Source organism: Streptococcus nasisuis, from assembly GCF_040836615.1.
GTDB classification, from domain to species: domain Bacteria; phylum Bacillota; class Bacilli; order Lactobacillales; family Streptococcaceae; genus Streptococcus; species Streptococcus suis_V.
Window position 1 is genome coordinate 1,698,492 of the sequence record NZ_CP162268.1, and the last position, 17,203, is coordinate 1,715,694.

Genomic DNA, 17,203 nt, shown 5'->3' on the forward strand with positions numbered 1-17,203 from the left:
CACCCTTTCATGTAAATATCTTTTAGTTATTGTGGCAACTCAAAATCTCTACAAACCTAAATTAATATTTTTCGTACAAATGTTATTGCAAAAAGCATCATCATGCTCCACAAACAATAGTGTAGGACAATATTCCAAAATCATTTTTTCAATTTGGATACGTGAAAAAATATCAATATAGTTCAATGGCTCATCCCATATATACAAATGTGCACTTTCACAAAGGCTTTTAGCAATTAGTACTTTCTTTTTCTGACCAGCACTAAAATCCACCATGTTCTTATCAAACTGCTCTCTATTAAAATCCAGTTTACGAAGAATCGTTTTAAATAGAGTTTCATCGATCTTATTATTATAGGCAAATTCAGATAGATTACCTTTTAAATATGAAGTATCTTGCGAAATATAAGAAATTTTTAGTCCACTTGCTAGCATAAAATTTCCGGTAAATTTAATATCATCTCCATTAATCAATTTTAGGATACTAGACTTACCACTCCCATTTTTTCCGATAATGGCAACTCTATCACCAATATTGACTCTGAAATTAAGATTACTGCATACTTCTTTATCCCCATAAAACAATGATAAATCATTCGCTTCTATTAGGCACTCTTTGTGAAAATCAAGTGGCGAAATTTTTAAATCGTCATATTGTTCAATGTTGTGGAGCAGTTCGGATTTTTGTAAAATAGCTTCCTGCTGCCTTGACTCAATATTTTTAGCACGTTTCATCGCCTTTGCCGCCTTATGTCCAACATAACCCTTATCCAGTTTTGAACCAGAATTTGTTGTTCCATTTTTACTTTTTTCTACTTTATTTGACCAGTTTGAACTACGTTTTGCTGCATAAGACAACCTTCCTATTTCTTTAAGGAGTTTCTTGTTTTCTGCCAGTTCAAAATTATCTTGTAACGTTTTGTTCTCCCACCAAGAAGTAAAATTTCCCTTTTGGATTTCGATATTCGTTTTATTGATAGATAGTATATGGTCAACACATTGATCAAGTAAGCTTCTATCATGAGATACCAAAATAAACCCCTTCTTGCGTTTCAAATAGTTTTGCACTACATTACGTGCATCGATGTCAAGATGGTTTGTAGGTTCATCAATAAGCAGGAAACAACTCTCTGTAAGGAATAAAGCTGCAAGAAGGACCTTCGTTTGCTCACCATTTGACAATGTATTAAACGGACGATATAAAGCATCTTCTTGAACATCAAGCAATGATATTTCACGAAAAATCTCCCAATCCATACATTCCGTACAAATACTCTTCATTACTTCAATTGTATATAGACTCTTATCTTCCACATCATAAGGAAAATACTCAAACTTAACTGTAGAACTTATATTGCCGGAATACGCATATTTGCCAAGCAATAAATTTAAGAAAGTAGTTTTTCCGCGTCCGTTTCTTCCAATAAAACCGAGTTTCCAATCTGTATCTATCTGAAAACTTACATTTTCAAAAATATTGTCGTAACTTCCCTCGTGTGAAAAAGTTAGATTTGAAACATTTATTATAGACATATATTCTTCCTCCTTTATATTATAATAATTTTATAAGCAAAGTCGGTTTTCGGCATTGATTACTCTACAATGTTATCCAACTCTGCATGGATTTTGTCATGAATGACATAGTATCATTGTCTATCACGTTTATCTTCCTTTCTTTTACAAATATTAAAAGCCGCAAGAAAGTAAATTCTTACGGCTCAAAAACAAATACTATTATTACCTTTTGTTATACATAACATAAGGTTACTGTAATGTATTATTGAGTGTAGAATACTTAACTTTCTTGCAATTTGCATAACAAAACAAACGGTTCTATAGCCGTTTCTTTAAATATCTTATTATGCATCATATAATTAGCAAGAAAAGTTATACATTCTTCCACCTCCAAGTCTTTTTATTATATCATATTATCTTCAAAAATCCAATATAATTTTTCTGCTTTTGTGATTTTTCTGTTTTTTTCTAAAGATTACAACTCTATATCAATTCTGACTTTTGACTTGAATTTATCGTGAGTTTATCTTCATATTATCACAACTTTTTCATATTTCCATTTCGATGCCAGATTTAAAGGCTATGACGAAGTGTTCTTCATAGACTGTAACGCTCTGGATTATCTTCCTTAGTAGCAAGCGATTAGCTTTCACAAAATCTTCTGTTTGTAGTTTAAAAAATTCATCAGGATTTTCTAACTCAACCTCAAAATATTTCATTTTACATTCCCTCATTTCATTTATTGATAAATTGAGTTTACAAAAAGAGTGGACAATTTTTGTCTACTCTTAACCTTTAAAATAGTTTTTTTTTAATCGATTTGAAGTTGCCTAAATTATTACTTATTCGGTAAAATGAAGTATTGCTTTCAACAGATTTCCTTCAACTACACTTCACTTGATTCAAACAAGGTGGGTACATTTCTATTTCCACAAACTCCTTGTCAATGGAAATAAACACGTACCCACAGGGTAAATGGAAATAGATTTTGATAATTTCTTGCTATCACTTCTACTCACTCCAAAAAATTACTTACTCTAACACTTCCCCACAACATAACAAAAAGCCTTGCAATCAAGGCTTTCATTACCCCTTTCATTCAAAGGTTTCTACTCCTTTACGAGCAGAGCTACACACTCGACGTGTGTAGTCTGTTCCTTGAGAATACAATTTTTTATCCTCGTCACTGTTTTGAGGACACAATTTATCTGTTTCTAGTTTAGCATTTTTACGTTTACTTTTAAATTGTTTACCATCCTTGTTTTGAGTTTCACCTGTTTTGAATATTATGGTTAACATTGCAGGATCAATTTCTCCGTCGCTATTAACTCCACCTACAATAATTTTCTCAACAATACTTTCAAAAACTGCACGATCAAACTCCGTAAGCATTTTCTGTGAAGATAGCAAGTGCTTAAACTCAGTTAGTCTTTTCTTTACATCGATTTCTGATTTTAAGGTTGTTTCAATATTTACCTTCTCTTCTGCTAGAAACTCTTTTTCTGAGGAAATTTCATTGTACTTTTCATTGTATATGGTATCGCTAATTTTCCCTTCGAGCCTTAGATTTACAAGATTTTCCTCTTTTTTAGTAATGTTCGAAGTTTGTTTGTAATCCTTTTTAGTTCCTTATTAAGGCTATTGTCATTCAATTCAGATTCAATCGTTTCAAGTAAGTCTGTCATTAAGTTTTCATTTGAATGATAAAGTTTTCTGTAAGCTTCCATGAAAGCCCCTCAATAGCGAGCTCTTCTAATCCTTTACTATGCTTACAAAATTTCTTTCCTTTCTTTATCGATGTAACACAGTGCCACACAACCTTGCGATAATCTGAACGGCAGTGCCAACTTCTTCTAGATAATATTGAACCACAAAAACCACATTCTAACATGCTACTAAAAGCATACATTTTTGAATAGCGTTCACGCTTGCCATTTACATTTGCAGCAGTCTTCTTATTTCCTGCTCGACGAAGTCTTATCTCCTGAGCTTTCTCAAAGTCTTCTTTAGATATTATAGGTTCATGATTATCTTTGATGTAGTACTTATCTTCTTCACCAAAATTACTTAAACGTCTCTTGCTTATTGGATCCACTGTAAAAGTTTTGCCCATTAGAATATCGCCTTTATATTTTTCATTCTTTATGATTCCTAAGACTGTTGTATCATTCCAATGATCTAATCCTCTCGGCGATTTGTAACCTAGTTCATCAAGTTCCCTTGCAATTACTTTTCCTCCAATACCTTCTAAGTACCTTTCAAAGATATAGCGAACTATTTTGGCTTCTTTTTTATTGATTGAAAGTTGCTTGGTTTCTACATCATAGTCATACCCCAAGCATCCTTGAAACCCTATCAATTCACCACGTTGCATCTTCATTTTTAATCCTTTTTTCACATGAGCAGATGTATTTTCTACTTCTTGCTGTGCAACGGAGCTTAGAATAGTCAAAAGCAATTCTCCATCCATTGTTAGGGTATCTATATTTTCTTCCTCAAAATATACTCCAATTTGCATATCTTTTAACATTCTGACATATTTCAAAGTATCTAGGGTATTCCTGGCAAATCTAGCAATTGCCTTTGTGACAATGTAATCTATTTCTCCATTTACACAATCATTTATTAATCGTTGAAAATCTTGTCTCTTTCCTACTTGTGTTCCTGAAATCCCCTCATCTGCATAGATACCTGCCAGTTCCCAATCCGACCGCTGAGAGATATAATCTTTATAATGTCTCACCTGAGATTCATAGCTGTTCTTCTGATCTTCGCTATCAGAACTAACTCGGCAATAAGCAGCAACCCTTTTTGACTCTCTTTCGAAATTGTCGCCTCTACGACGAACTAAAGAATCAGCTTTTATTATTTCAACATTATTTTTTTTCATACTGAAATTCCTCCTTTTGATTCTATATTACCGCGTTCAAATCAAAAGGTCAGCTAATTTGTGTACTTAATGCGCAGTCTATTTTTAATTTTTTCATATTCCTTTTTAGTCAACATATTTCTGGAATATAAAAAATTAAGCATTGAAAGTTGCATACTATATTTTACTACTGATTGTTCCAAAACTTACCCTCCTGATAACATGTTACTCTTAGTTATTCTCTGTGGGTATGACTGGTTATATCAATCATGGGAATTTCACCCGCTGTCCTTTTACGTTGGCAGCCTGAACGGTCAGAAGTATCATTATCATTATTTGTGTCATGGCAGATAGGTCACCATCCTATTTTTGAATAAATGATTTCCGCTCATTTCCTGGCGCATTACATTCTATTGCTCAACAAATAAATATAGTCCCACCTAGAATTATTCAATTGTCAATGAACAAATCAGGAGAGACTATTTCTTATTTTTTAAGCGATAGGGAGTGTCTGTAAGTCCAAGTAAATAATCCGTACTCACTTGATATAATTCTGAGATTTTTATCAAGAAATCAACAGGAATCTGACGTTTGCCAGACTCAATCTTAGAATAAGCTGACTGACTACATGATAAATACCGTGCAAGATACTCTTGCGAATAATCACAATCCTCTCTCAGATCCCTAATGCGCCTATACATTCGTTCACTCCTAAGAAAATTATAGTTAAGTTCTGAACGAATCTTAGTTTTTATTCCAAATTGGCATAAGTTTTTGATATAGATATTACTATTTCATATTTACTAATTAAGCTATATCTCCATAATCCAAATCATAATCAGAGAAAAATCATTTTGAACAATTATTCATACACTCGTCAAAAATAATTATATTTTAATAGCACCCTCTCTAATATATTCAAATGTGAATAAATCAGGTATGAGTGCTAATTGTTGAGATTTTAAAATATTTTTATCAATATATTTACTTTCTGAACTTCATGGTATTCAAGATTACGATATTCAAGCCTAAGCATAATCACTACTTTTTATCGGAATAATTAATTTAACCATAGCCCCATTTTCCTTATTATGCAGTTGTATATCACCTGAATGAATGCTCATTACTTGTTTTACAAATGCCAAGCCTATTCCAAAATGTTCAAACTGTGAATTTCTGCTAGTATCTTCTCGATAAAATAATTTTCCAAAATTTTCTAAAACATCATCCGAAAATTTGGAACCATTATTCCAAATACTTACGGTAATATTACTATCTGCAAACTCAAAGGTAACTCTTATTTTCTTTTTAGCATCATTTGCATAAGCTATAGCATTATTAACAATATTTGCTATTGAACGGATAATTAAATCTAAATCTAAATCAATATTACAGTCTCGTTCTATTTTAGTATCATATTTATAGTCGATATTATCTCCAATAAGGTATGCACACTCTTGTTCCAGTATTTTTGATAAATTACTGATACTATGCTGATGAAAAGAAATCTGATCAGAGTAAAAAGTTTTAGAATAGTTAATCAACTGATTAAAATAGTTATCTAATTGGTTACTTGCTCTTTCAATGTCCCTAAGACATTGAAAATCAATACCTGATAAAGGGGCAAATTGCAACAATTCCGAGTTTCCTTTGATAACAGTCAAAGGTGTCTTTAAGTCATGCGCCATTGCTGAAACTTTAAATAGAATATCCTCCTTTTGATCTTTTTCTATCTGAATCATATTTTTTATTCTTTGTTGCATTAGTTCAATGTGTTTGTTAGTTTCTATGAATTCAAGAATTGTTAATTTAGACGATGTGTTTACAGAGGTCAGCCACATACTACCATGATAAACAATCTCCATTTCTTGCTTTACTTTTTTCAATAAGGCTTTAATATTAATAGAAACTATAACAATCAAAGATATACAAATATAAACCCATGAAAAAACATTAAAGAATATTTCTAACAAACCACTAGCGATTGAGTGAGTTTCTGAATGAATGTCAATAGAAATAGTCGATAAAGGAAAAATATATGCTACAATTACACTCAAACAAAATTGTTTAACAATCGTCCACTGCGTCTTTTTTACTAAAGCCTTAAAATCTAATTTTCGTTCCAACTATATCCGCCTCCCCACTGTGTCTTAATCGGATTAATTGAAAAGGGTTTTAATTTTGACCGAATTTGATAAATATACTCAGCAATAGAACGAAATTGTGCATCTGATTCCGATGGATATATTCTCTCATAGAGTTCCTCTACAGAATATACTCTTTTCGGGTTACTTGCTAGTGTATACAAAATTGTAAATTCTCGCTTCGTCAATGATATAATCTCTTCTTCAATCAAAATTTCTTGCTTGCTGACATTAATTATCATATTCTTTGTGCGTATTTCTTTATTATTTTTACGATTTCTCTCTTCCCTTTGGATATGCATTCTAACACGAGCAACTAATTCCGTAATGCTAAATGGTTTTTTATATAATCGTCCGCACCTGCCTTTACCCCACTAGCCAAATCACTATCCAATTGCTTAGCTGTTACAAAAATTATCGGGACATCGATTTGTTCGCGAATAGATTTACAAATTTCTAAACCATCAATAGACATCATAATATCTAGTAAAATTAAATCAAAACCTACAAATGAACAAATATCTATGTTACTTACTTCACTTCTGGTCGTAACTTCAAACTCTGATCGTTCTAATGAATTCTTTATCAAACGAAGAATACTTTCATCATCATCAATTGCTAATATTCGATATACTTTTTTTTCTTTCATAATTAAATAATATCACAAAATACAAGATTTTTATCGGACCACTCTCTTCCTAAACAGCAAAATAGAGAAAGATAACAGCAAGATACCCCATAAAAATTGAATTGTAATACCTACTGTAGAAGGTATATAAGGTTGATTTTCAGTCATAAAAAATGAATTCATGGTGGAGATTATCGGGAAGTAGAGAAAGGCATCACTGAATTGCAGAAGCATTTGACCTAACCCCAACAAGAAAGACAAGGACATCCCCATCGGAACAACTATACTCCTGGTTATAAGAACTAAACCAAAACATATTAGCACCAACCCAATCAGTACCAACATTATCTTTATTGCATAGGCATAAATAAGTATAGGAATTAATATACCATAATAAATATATACCACAAAAATAGTACAGAAGGTAACTAGACTCCAAACCAATACAGTTATTGATAATATAATTATTAATTTTGTAAAAAGAATTTCCATCGTATTGGGTTAGCTAATAAACTGCTTCTTAAAGTTGAATCGTTAAATTCTTGCCCTATAAATAGTATTGTAATAATAATAATCCCAGCTTGTCCAAGATAGAAGCTTTCTAAGATTTGTGTTAAAGCATAATTCTCGGTTATATAACTTGGAGCTTCATGTAAAAAAATAACAAATAAAGGTACTAAAATTATAGTTGCTAGTACAGTCAATAATAGCCATTTATTATAAATGAACTTTAAATACTCACTTCTAAAAGAATTCATCTAACATTACCTACATCTTCCTTCAAAAATTTGTAATATGCAAAGCTACTAACTACTAGCACCCAAATACTCAGAAATAAAACACTGCGTCCTGGTGTTGTGATTTTCAAAGGAGACGTTGCAATTAAATCTTGCCCTAAAGATACTGGTAAATACTTCGCAAGCTGAATTCTGTCAGCAAGAAAACTACCTAAATTATAGACTTGTGGTAGTAAAAATAATAATGATCCAAGTGAAGATTTAAAATAAAAAGCAATTGAATAGGATAATACCGTTAGTAGCGACCACGACAGTGATCCCAATAATATAAAATACCACACATTCTTACTCAGTATTAAAGGGTTCAACCCCTCTCTTCCTAAACCAAACTGTGCACTTACAATAGATAAATAGATTGAGACAAATGATACAACAAAAATAAATACACATGTAACAATAAATTTTATTACAAAGAATACAACCTTATTTGAACATAATAGCAAGCTGGTACGTAAAGAACTATTTTTATATTCCATACTTCCAAGAATTGCTCCTAAAATTATCATAGCAAACAAGCCCAATAGTATTGCATCAAAACCAATATAGTCAATTGGAGGTATTGGTTCTGCTAAACTACTATTTGTTTCGGGTGTTGCATTCAATCCAACTGTTAAAATTTGTTTGGAACTGATATAAGACAATAACGGCTGAAGAATAAAAACAATTGGTAAAACTATTTGGGTTGATCTGCTATAAAAATTTTATATAGCTCTGATAAAGTATTATAGCTTTTTATACTACTCATCATAGTCACCTCCTGTTAAATGAAAGAAAACATCTTCTAGATTATCAAATCCGTTCATTATATTATTAAGTGTACCCGAAGTTATGATGCTTCCTTTATTAATAAAAACAACCTTATCAGTTACCGCCTCTACTTCTGAAAGTATATGTGATGATAACAATACTGTCTTACCAGCACTTGCTTGTTCCCTAATAAAATTTCTAAACCATCTAATTCCACTAGGATCTAGACCATTTGTAGGTTCATCTAAAATCAGGTACTGAGGATTTCCCAACAGCGCTGTTGCAATACCTAACCTCTGCCCCTCTCCTAATGAAAGGTTTCCTATTTTTGAATATCTTTTATGTTCAATATCAGTAATGGATAATACCTCTGATATTCTGGATAAATCTATTCCATTACTAGCAGCAGCTATTTTCAAATGTTGAAAAACTGTTCGATCATTGGGAGCCCCACACCATCGAAAGAGGCTCCTACAGTTAAAAGAGGACGTTCAAAATCACAATATTTCTTACCTCCTATTAAAGCAGTGCCTGAAGATGGCCTATCCAGACCCAAAAGTATTCGTAATGTCGAACTTTTTCCAGCACCATTCGGTCCCAAAAAGGCAGTGACTTCCCCCTCTTCAGCTGTAAAGGATACATTCTTTAATATATCTCCATCTTTATAAGTTTTTGTTACATCTCTTATTTCAATCTTATTTGTCATTATACAATACTCCTGTACTCCTATACTAAAAATTGTTCTTTGGCCAACTCTTTATATAATGGAACAGATTCCAATAGCTCCACATGAGTCCCACTTCCTACAAGTCTTCCGTGTTCCAAAACAAAGATTTCATCTGAATCTAAAATTGTAGATAATCTATGTGCAACCATTATTATGGTTCTCTCACCTCTCATATTTTTGATTGCTTCCTTCATTTTCTTCTCACTAAGACTATCTAGATTCGAAGTTAACTCATCCAGCAAGAGTATCTTTGCATCAGAAAGTATTGCTCTTGCCATTGCCAATCTCTGTCTTTCTCCTCCTGATAAATTGAAACCTCCTTCACCAATTTGACTCTCAACCCCAGATGCACCTCTTTGAATCAAATGCTCCAAACCAACTTTTTTAAAGCGTCACAACATTCATCATATGTTACATTAGTATTACCCATTTTTAGATTTTCTAAAATTGTACCAGCTACTAATGGTGAGTTTTGCTCAACATAAGAAATATTAGAACGTAAAGTCTCGCGACTCATTGTTCGGAAATCTTGTCCAAATACCTTTATACTACCACTAGTAATATCATAGAATCTTTCGATGAGATAAAGAAGTGTGCTTTTCCCCGCACCAGACGGACCGACAATACTGACGTAATCTCCACTATTTATTTCGAAAGTAATGTCCTTTAATATATAATTATCATCCGATTGAATATCCTGAAATTTGTAAGAATCATATGAAAAAGTTACATTCGCAAATTCAATTGCTTTGCTTCTATCCGACTTAGTTTCTAGATTTAAAATGATATCATTATCTTCTTCTTTTGGAAGATCAATAATTTCAGTAATTCTACCTAAAGCTCCTAAAGCTTCTGAAATAGTTGTGACCGATGAAAATATTTGTCCTACTGGTGAAATAGCGATATACATTAATAGCATAAAAGAAGTTAGACTTGCAATAGACATTTGACCAGTAGAAACACGGTATCCTCCGACTCCCAAAATAATTATCCCACACAACTGCAAGCTAAAATTTGATATCGGTGTCATTATTGATTGCACTCTTGCAACTCCAATTCCCAAGTTTTTTACTTCTTGTGCCTCAGATAACATTTTAGATAATTCTGAATTCGTTTCATTTGTCGATCGAATTGTTCTAATTCCTACGATTAGCCTATTTAAATATGCTGTCATTTTCCCCAAACCCTGATGAGCTTTATAACTTGCTGTTTGAATCAAACTACTCATCAATAAAATAAATAGGAATGATAAAGATATGGAAATAATTGTAATTATTGCGAGATATGTATCCTTTAGAAATAATGTGAATATCGCACCTAAACTCAAGAACAATCCACTCGTCAGAGCAACGGTTGATTGAATGATTCCCGCTCTTAGCTTACTTGTATCACTGCTAAATCTACTAATTAGGTCTCCTGCTGACAGATCATTATATTTATAAATGGGAAGTTTAAGAAATTGAATAATTAAATTTTTCTTGATTGAAATACTGCACTTTCTCCCATTAATTGTAAGAAATAATATTGCAAACTGGAAATAATAGTTGTACCCACGGTAATAGCAATAAGCGTATACATAGTGGAATTATTGAATAAATTTACTCCCTTTTGAGAGATTACTTTAGACAAAAGTTCTGGCTGTAATAACGTTAAAATGGACGTAAGTATTCCCAAACATAAAACGATTAAAAAATATTTTCCTTTATTTTCTATCAAGGCAAGTAAATCACGGAATTTTACATTAGTCATAGTATCATTTACTTTTTCTATATCTTCAGTTATCATATGTTTACGCTCTTCATTTTTATCATCTAGAGTTTTCACAACTCTTTCATACGATGATACTTCTTCTAGCTCTTTAATCGGATTTCCATTGACTTCCACCCATGCATGAGATCTAAAGGGGTTCATAGCAAATCCAGTACACCAACTTGCACGTTTCTTTAAAAGAAGTAAGAACATTATTACTCCTAATGATCTTTTTACGCATCCATCTTGATTCCTACACTTACGGCTTACAGTACATATTGCATCACGAGCTAATACAGCTTCATTTACTGTGGCGGATAATTTTGAGTCACTTAATTTATTAATCAAAAATTCAATTCTTGTAGGCGAGAGCTTTGTAAGCGGATAAGAGATTAGTAAAGCTATTTGCGCTAGTAATCTGTACTTTAGCTGAACATAGGAGTATGACTCTTGATTGAGCTGCATATCCATAATCTATATCCCTCCTTTTTTAGAGACTGTATAAAATCTTTAACATCTTGTTTTGCAACATCGGTTTCAATGGAATACGCAGCAGATATAGCACTAACTATTTCTTCTTCATTTTTATTTTTAGATAGTAATTCTAAAATTTTAACCCCTACATCATTTGTTTGAAAGTATATCCCTTGATCTTTGTCAAATACAATTGCACCATTGTCTTGCTTTATTATTTTTAATCTTGTTTTAGATCCTTTATTAAACATAGTTACAAACCTCACTCATTCTTCATATACAATTTAATCTGCCTAATCCAACGTTCTACCGAACATAACTTTTCAAAATAATCAATTTTATTCGGATTTCCCGCAGGTAATGACAGCTCTAATTTTAACTTTTCAACATCAACAATTCCCATTTTTACCACTTCAAATTGTTCTAACTTGTGGAAGTTTTTACGAACTGCTTCTCTATATCCACTATATAAGGCATCTGAATAATCGCCTTTAAAACCCCTGTTGAAAACTTCAATTGGTACGATCCCCTTCAATGCTTTTTGCAATACCGGTTTTGTTAGCTTTGAACTAACTTTATATTTTGCTGGAATTTGAAGACAAATTTCTACTAATTTTTTATGTAAAAATGGTGTTGCCCAATAAATGGAATTAGTAGTTAATTGAATTTGTCGCAACACTGATTTTTGAAATATTAAAGATTGAATCATTTGGAATGTTGTTCTATCAGTGATTATTGGCTCAGAATTGGAAAATAATAACGAGTTTAAAAAACTTTGCGATTCTTTTTTGGATTTTTCACTGAGCCAACTTGGTACCTGTAGTCCATCCATCCACCCCAGTTCTCTTTTGATTGGTTCAGAAGATTCGTTGAAGACAATTTCTAAATTTTGGGTCATGGTTTCCAAATATCCTCTCTTATCTAACAAATCTAATAGGCAACTAAAAAATGGTCTTCTCATTATCAAACTATATTTCAAAGCATAAAGTAGTCCACCTAAATTTTCCTGACGAACAATATTCCAGGGATTAGAAGGCATCGGTGTAAATAATTCATCACCGCCAATACCTAGAAAGTGAGTCGGATATTTTCTACCTTTCTGGTAACCAATCACTGATTTCAAATATCCTTCTGAATCTGCCCACAATAACGGAGAACTTGGAATGATATTATTAATATACTTTTCATCTATCGCAAATCTTTTCTCTGTTATTTCTATTGAGTCAAACTTTTTCAACTCTCTACCAAGATTTTTTGCAATAAATGTCGCCCATTTAGTATCACTATTAGCTGTGGTACTTGATTCGGCGTGCAAAATAGAGAAGTCAGGTATCATTTTATTCAAGGTAAAAGCAATAGTTGCAGAATCAACACCTCCTGATATATCACTTGACACTTCATTTCCCATATTCAAATCGTGATTAATGCCATTTAAAAACTCTTCTTTTATTTTTATTAATAGTTTATTAAAATCTTTTGTGTGTACTTCATAACTTGGAACTCTTTTTCTAAACACCCCTTTTCCGATATTTCTAAATAGTTTAAAGGTGTTATATTTACTAACTCTTCCCAGAGGCTAATTGTTTGAAATGGATAATATGGAAGTCCAAAAATAAATTGACTCGCTAAACGCTTCGTAGAGAGTTTTAGATTCAAATATTTTGCAATTTCTACAGCGGAATCACTAAAAATTATATTCTTATTATTCTCAAACCAAGATAGTCTTGAATCTAAATAAGGAGAAATAATGTATATTCTTTCAGCCATTTCAACAATAATTAGACCATTTATAACATGATCCTGAAGTACTGATATTGTTTCTTCAAAACTACTGATAGCATTCTGTTCTATAATTGAGCATACTTCTTCGACATAGCCTTCCAAACAATAGATTTTTGTTTTATTTACAGAAACAGTTCTATATAAATTTTTAGTAAGGAATATTATTTTTTTATCAGAATATTTTTCAAAAAATACTTATTTACCATATATATTAACAACCTCAAAAATAAAAAACAAAGTATCTCGATATTCGTAGTTCTGGAATGAATATCGAAATACTTTATTCAAAATTATTTACCGTTGTAATACATAGTTCTAAGCTTAGAACTCAATTGTAACTTTTACAATTGCACGTCCACCAAAGACATCACGAAACTTACCAGTCCATAGACCTTTAGTGTCTTTTTTGAAAGTTGCAATTGATTCAAATGTTGGCTTGCAATATTTCATTTTAAACTCCTTCTATCATTTATACTAATGCCAGAACCCATTAATATAAATGAAAAATATTTTTCAAGAGATATCTCTTGATTTAATTAAATTCTATAATATAAATTTCGGAAAAATATCAGAAAATAGATTAAAATTGAACATATTCGGATATTTTTCACTTCCACTCCGTGGATCACTTGATTTCCACAATAATTAATATACCACTTGACAATATATCTGGGTAATAGAATTATATTTTAATTAAAAATAAAGCCCTGCCTCCAAATATATCTCTGAAGCTACCTGCAACTAATCCTGCAGTACCATTTTTAAAAGTAGAAATTTTTTCTATAACTGGCTTTGTATAATTCATTTATTTTCCTTTCTAAGTCAATTTTTAATAGTCCAGACTGTTTGACTAATGAAATAGTAACAAAGATTATTCAGATTTTTTCAGAAAAATTAAATTTATAAATAATTACTGATTTAAGCAAGCTTATTTTATATTTGAAAGAAGAATAATTCCCAACAAATGATAAAGTTCGAGACACTCTTCTTGTTTTGTTTAACTATCGCCACCGACAAGCTCCAACTGATAGAGAAAAACTCTCAAGTTTTGAGGTTCATAGTCCTGACAATCTAAATACTCTCATACCAAACCTGATAAATGATTAATACTCAGCAGAAAAGCCGAGTGTTTTTTAGTCTAATTCTTTATCATGAGTCTCCCTTGGTCTGATACCTGTTCTATTCAAGACCTCCACAAAACTTTCCAATTTTCTGACAGCTTCTTCATAATTATCAAATAACCGACTGAGTTGGTCTTGATTTTCTAAAATCTCTCGTTCAATTTGCTCCAAAGTTATACCCTCTATCAGATTGAGTTTTGAAAATTCATAGCGTGCCAATCGCCTGCGTTCTGATTCATGACTTTTAAGATTGATAAGCACTTCCGCAATCTTATTTAAGGTGGCGGTTTTGTCGTTGAGTTCTAAAACACTAACATCATACGCCACAATATCCGCTACGAGCTCATCTTTAATATCCGTGTAAGTTCGATTTGTAACATTGAGTTCAAGCAGGAGATTAACTTCCGCAATCTTCTCCTGTAACTCTTTTAGATTTACTCGTCTACGGTAAGGCAAGTTTTTGCTGTCCTGTGTCAGTTGTCGAATCAAGTAACGCCCCTTCATGTAGCGGTTTTTATCAGAACTCTCCTTATGGTAGATAAAGTAAGACGAGGTTTCTCGAATATAAACCTTAAACTTCTTTTCCTCCTCATGCTCAATCTCATCCAGCTGGTAATTCGGAATAAAAATCAAACCCTCTGTTTTCACACCAAACGATATCTTGATAAAAATGCCATCTTCAACTGCTCTATCAACCTGATGAGGGGTAAGCTCCACCTCAAACTCATGAACAGCCTTACGATTTTCGGAAAATATTTGATAATCTGATGCAATACTCTCTACTGTCGATAACTTTTCCGCCTGCTCTGTGAGAAATACCTCAAAGTCTTCCTTGACATTATCACTCAGCTCAATGTCAGCTTCTACCCATTCAGAAAAGTAATCCTGGAAGAAAGAGACATCATAAAGAGTTTTCTTGCTCACTTGTTGATGTTCTAGAGAAATCGTCTGGTTATTTTCCGTAAGGGTAAAGGTCACATTTTTCTGTTTGAGTTGAATGGTGAGTCCCAATTCTTTCGCTTGTTCTAGTAAGTCTTGTAGCGTTTTAACTCTAGGCAATAAAAAATGTAATCGCTGCTCAATGGCGATCTTGGCAAAGACTTTTCTAAAATTGGCCTCATCACAAGGTTCTCTGCGATTAAGCTGTCGCCCACGAATAGGTTTGAACTGGTCTCTGTCAGTCATCAAAAAAGTAGTGTGCTTGCCTGAGAAGTCAATACTCAAATGCAGCTGCTCTGCTTTTTTCAAAAAATCTTCAAAATCCTTAGACTGTTCCATCAAGAAATACAGGCGCTGCTTGAGTTCAAACTTATGATTGGTCTTGCGATAAACCTCATACTGCTGATGTGAATAGCGGTTCGTGATAATTTTCGCCCCAGCCTCTTTGGAAATACGGTCTGAAATCATCCGAAGATTTCGTTCCAAGGCATAGTCCCACTTAAGTTTTTTATCTGACTGAAGGTCAACAGAATTGATTAAGATGTGATTATGAATGTGCGACTGGTCAATATGAGTTACCACGATGAAACGAAAGTTACCGCCAGTAAGTTCTTTGACAGTTTCATAACCAATCCGATTAATCTCTTCAGGTGTTAACTTATCATCTGGCGAAAAGGATTGAATCAGATGATGGGCATGGATTTTCTGTTGGCGTTTTTCCTGTCGATCATTTCTAGAATCGTACAAGCTATCATTATTCAAAAAATTGGCCTGATACATCTCGACCATTTCCTCATGGTTTGGAAAATCCAGATAGTTACTCATGCCAAAATCTGAAACCAATTTAAGATTCTTTGTTTTCTCAGGATTGAGAATGTAGCGAATCAGGTTCTTTCGGTACTTTCGACCATGTATGGCATAGTGCTTAGTGATGACCATAGAAATTCCTCAGCTGTTCAGCCTTAACTTGAAAATCTTTCTCCACTTCTGATACCAGCTCTGCCATGCCTTGACGTAACCCCTGAAGCTGTTCCTTAGAAATCAGGTGAGTCTGGTTAACGACACGTGCAATCTGATTGATGTTATTGCCTATACGTCGCAACTCAAAAACCAAATCCTGATAAGTGGTCGTGTCAATTGTGATAAAGTTTCTGTTCGGATCAAGCAAGACTTTTCTGGCATACTCTGAAAAAGTTTTACATCGGATCTGCGAGATGCAGTCATTAAGTTGAGCAAGTTCCCTATCTGTCAGAAAAACTTTTTTAAGATTGGTGCGGTAGCGATAATCCATTAGTGATCTCCCATATACTTATCACGAAAGTCTGAACTGAGATGTATTTGCCGGTCTAACTCCGCCATTAGTTCCTGAACACAGGTCAAAATAATACGTAGATGTTCGGAGGTTACTTGTTGATGTTCTTCCGCAAGAACGGTCAGCCGATGAATATCTCGGCTAATCTCTTTCAATTTTTGGGACTGCCATAGAGAAAACCAGATTATCAAAATTTCATTTTGGTGGTCTTTCTGTAACAAGTTTTGACGGAGAAAATCTGAAAAAGTCTCCGAACCTTGTTCCTTCATCATCTCTTTTAACAATCTATCTTCCTGCTTAGTCACTCGAAACTGCTTGCGAATTAGCTTTAAGTCTTGGCTCATCTTAACATTTCCTTTCCATTCTGCTTGTCTGACAATGTCAGGCTGCCTCACACTG

Annotated in this window: 16 protein-coding genes and 4 pseudogenes; all 20 read right to left on the reverse strand. The window is 32.9% G+C overall.

Translation table 11 applies throughout. The features are described 5' to 3' along the window. Window positions 1-48: 48 nt before the first annotated feature. The 20 genes and pseudogenes from lsa(E) to AB1F57_RS08660 all read right to left on the reverse strand — a co-directional run bounded on the left by lsa(E) (window position 49) and on the right by AB1F57_RS08660 (window position 17,148). Window positions 49-1,533 carry an ABC-F type ribosomal protection protein Lsa(E) gene (gene lsa(E) / locus AB1F57_RS08565; protein WP_367985618.1) on the reverse strand — a complete coding sequence of 495 codons (1,485 nt, stop codon included), beginning with the start codon at window positions 1,531-1,533 and terminating at the stop codon, window positions 49-51. Between the two features lie 530 nt (window positions 1,534-2,063). Next, on the reverse strand, window positions 2,064-2,234 hold the full coding sequence (locus tag AB1F57_RS08570; protein ID WP_029751907.1) for a hypothetical protein: 171 nt from the start codon (window positions 2,232-2,234) through the stop codon (window positions 2,064-2,066). Window positions 2,235-2,610: 376 nt separating this feature from the next. Further along, window positions 2,611-4,405: pseudogene (locus AB1F57_RS08575) on the reverse strand (recombinase family protein). Between the two features lie 53 nt (window positions 4,406-4,458). After that, the gene (locus AB1F57_RS08580) at window positions 4,459-4,560 is read right to left on the reverse strand and encodes a hypothetical protein (RefSeq protein WP_306341358.1); all 102 of its coding nucleotides are present in this window, start codon (window positions 4,558-4,560) and stop codon (window positions 4,459-4,461) included. A 303-nt stretch (window positions 4,561-4,863) separates the two neighbouring features. Next, a complete protein-coding gene (locus AB1F57_RS08585; protein ID WP_011922422.1) occupies window positions 4,864-5,085 on the reverse strand; it encodes a helix-turn-helix domain-containing protein in 222 nt (73 codons plus the stop codon). 327 nt (window positions 5,086-5,412) lie between these two features. Next, a complete protein-coding gene (locus tag AB1F57_RS08590) occupies window positions 5,413-6,510 on the reverse strand; it encodes a sensor histidine kinase KdpD (RefSeq protein WP_003093784.1) in 1,098 nt (365 codons plus the stop codon). After that, window positions 6,495-7,177: pseudogene (locus tag AB1F57_RS08595) on the reverse strand (response regulator transcription factor). Before AB1F57_RS08595 ends, AB1F57_RS08590 begins: the two are co-directional and overlap by 16 nt. Before the next feature lie 733 nt (window positions 7,178-7,910). After that, window positions 7,911-8,701: pseudogene (locus AB1F57_RS08600) on the reverse strand (hypothetical protein). Further along, window positions 8,691-9,406 (reverse strand): annotated as a pseudogene (locus AB1F57_RS08605) (ABC transporter ATP-binding protein). Before AB1F57_RS08605 ends, AB1F57_RS08600 begins: the two co-directional pseudogenes overlap by 11 nt. A gap of 20 nt (window positions 9,407-9,426) precedes the next feature. After that, window positions 9,427-9,801 (reverse strand): ATP-binding cassette domain-containing protein, encoded by a 375-nt coding sequence (locus AB1F57_RS08610; protein WP_367985619.1) that lies wholly within the window; start codon window positions 9,799-9,801, stop codon window positions 9,427-9,429. After that, on the reverse strand, window positions 9,789-10,952 hold the full coding sequence (locus AB1F57_RS08615) for an ABC transporter transmembrane domain-containing protein (protein ID WP_367986344.1): 1,164 nt from the start codon (window positions 10,950-10,952) through the stop codon (window positions 9,789-9,791). The genes AB1F57_RS08610 and AB1F57_RS08615 overlap by 13 nt, the downstream gene beginning before the upstream one ends. Further along, a complete protein-coding gene (locus tag AB1F57_RS08620) occupies window positions 10,895-11,647 on the reverse strand; it encodes a lasso peptide biosynthesis B2 protein (RefSeq protein WP_367985620.1) in 753 nt (250 codons plus the stop codon). Before AB1F57_RS08620 ends, AB1F57_RS08615 begins: the two co-directional genes overlap by 58 nt. Further along, window positions 11,602-11,901 carry a PqqD family protein gene (locus AB1F57_RS08625; RefSeq protein WP_367985621.1) on the reverse strand — a complete coding sequence of 100 codons (300 nt, stop codon included), beginning with the start codon at window positions 11,899-11,901 and terminating at the stop codon, window positions 11,602-11,604. The genes AB1F57_RS08620 and AB1F57_RS08625 overlap by 46 nt, the downstream gene beginning before the upstream one ends. A gap of 11 nt (window positions 11,902-11,912) precedes the next feature. Next, on the reverse strand, window positions 11,913-13,166 hold the full coding sequence (locus tag AB1F57_RS08630; protein ID WP_367985622.1) for an asparagine synthase-related protein: 1,254 nt from the start codon (window positions 13,164-13,166) through the stop codon (window positions 11,913-11,915). Next, window positions 13,106-13,534, reverse strand: a complete 429-nt coding sequence (locus AB1F57_RS08635) for a hypothetical protein (protein ID WP_367985623.1) — start codon at window positions 13,532-13,534, stop codon at window positions 13,106-13,108. Before AB1F57_RS08635 ends, AB1F57_RS08630 begins: the two co-directional genes overlap by 61 nt. A gap of 219 nt (window positions 13,535-13,753) precedes the next feature. Then, window positions 13,754-13,882 (reverse strand): putative RiPP precursor, encoded by a 129-nt coding sequence (locus AB1F57_RS08640; RefSeq protein ID WP_174853041.1) that lies wholly within the window; start codon window positions 13,880-13,882, stop codon window positions 13,754-13,756. 232 nt (window positions 13,883-14,114) lie between these two features. Further along, window positions 14,115-14,237, reverse strand: coding sequence for a putative RiPP precursor (locus tag AB1F57_RS08645; protein WP_103557055.1), 123 nt, complete (start codon window positions 14,235-14,237; stop codon window positions 14,115-14,117). Window positions 14,238-14,565: 328 nt separating this feature from the next. Beyond that, window positions 14,566-16,431, reverse strand: a complete 1,866-nt coding sequence (locus tag AB1F57_RS08650; protein WP_367985624.1) for an SAG1250 family conjugative relaxase — start codon at window positions 16,429-16,431, stop codon at window positions 14,566-14,568. Then, window positions 16,418-16,783 carry a MobC family plasmid mobilization relaxosome protein gene (locus tag AB1F57_RS08655; protein WP_044981115.1) on the reverse strand — a complete coding sequence of 122 codons (366 nt, stop codon included), beginning with the start codon at window positions 16,781-16,783 and terminating at the stop codon, window positions 16,418-16,420. Before AB1F57_RS08655 ends, AB1F57_RS08650 begins: the two co-directional genes overlap by 14 nt. After that, the gene (locus tag AB1F57_RS08660; RefSeq protein WP_367985625.1) at window positions 16,783-17,148 is read right to left on the reverse strand and encodes an SAG1252 family conjugative relaxosome accessory protein; all 366 of its coding nucleotides are present in this window, start codon (window positions 17,146-17,148) and stop codon (window positions 16,783-16,785) included. The genes AB1F57_RS08655 and AB1F57_RS08660 overlap by 1 nt, the downstream gene beginning before the upstream one ends. Window positions 17,149-17,203 lie beyond the last annotated feature (55 nt).

Coding starts and splice junctions, on each gene's coding strand:
- AB1F57_RS08570 (WP_029751907.1), bottom strand. CDS start 2,234: ATGAAATATTTTGAGGTTGAGTTAGAAAATCCTGATGAATTTTTTAAA.
- AB1F57_RS08580 (WP_306341358.1), bottom strand. CDS start 4,560: ATGCAACTTTCAATGCTTAATTTTTTATATTCCAGAAATATGTTGACT.
- AB1F57_RS08585 (WP_011922422.1), bottom strand. CDS start 5,085: ATGTATAGGCGCATTAGGGATCTGAGAGAGGATTGTGATTATTCGCAA.
- AB1F57_RS08620 (WP_367985620.1), bottom strand. CDS start 11,647: ATGGATATGCAGCTCAATCAAGAGTCATACTCCTATGTTCAGCTAAAG.
- AB1F57_RS08625 (WP_367985621.1), bottom strand. CDS start 11,901: ATGTTTAATAAAGGATCTAAAACAAGATTAAAAATAATAAAGCAAGAC.
- AB1F57_RS08640 (WP_174853041.1), bottom strand. CDS start 13,882: ATGAAATATTGCAAGCCAACATTTGAATCAATTGCAACTTTCAAAAAA.
- AB1F57_RS08645 (WP_103557055.1), bottom strand. CDS start 14,237: ATGAATTATACAAAGCCAGTTATAGAAAAAATTTCTACTTTTAAAAAT.
- AB1F57_RS08650 (WP_367985624.1), bottom strand. CDS start 16,431: ATGGTCATCACTAAGCACTATGCCATACATGGTCGAAAGTACCGAAAG.
- AB1F57_RS08655 (WP_044981115.1), bottom strand. CDS start 16,783: ATGGATTATCGCTACCGCACCAATCTTAAAAAAGTTTTTCTGACAGAT.
- AB1F57_RS08660 (WP_367985625.1), bottom strand. CDS start 17,148: ATGAGCCAAGACTTAAAGCTAATTCGCAAGCAGTTTCGAGTGACTAAG.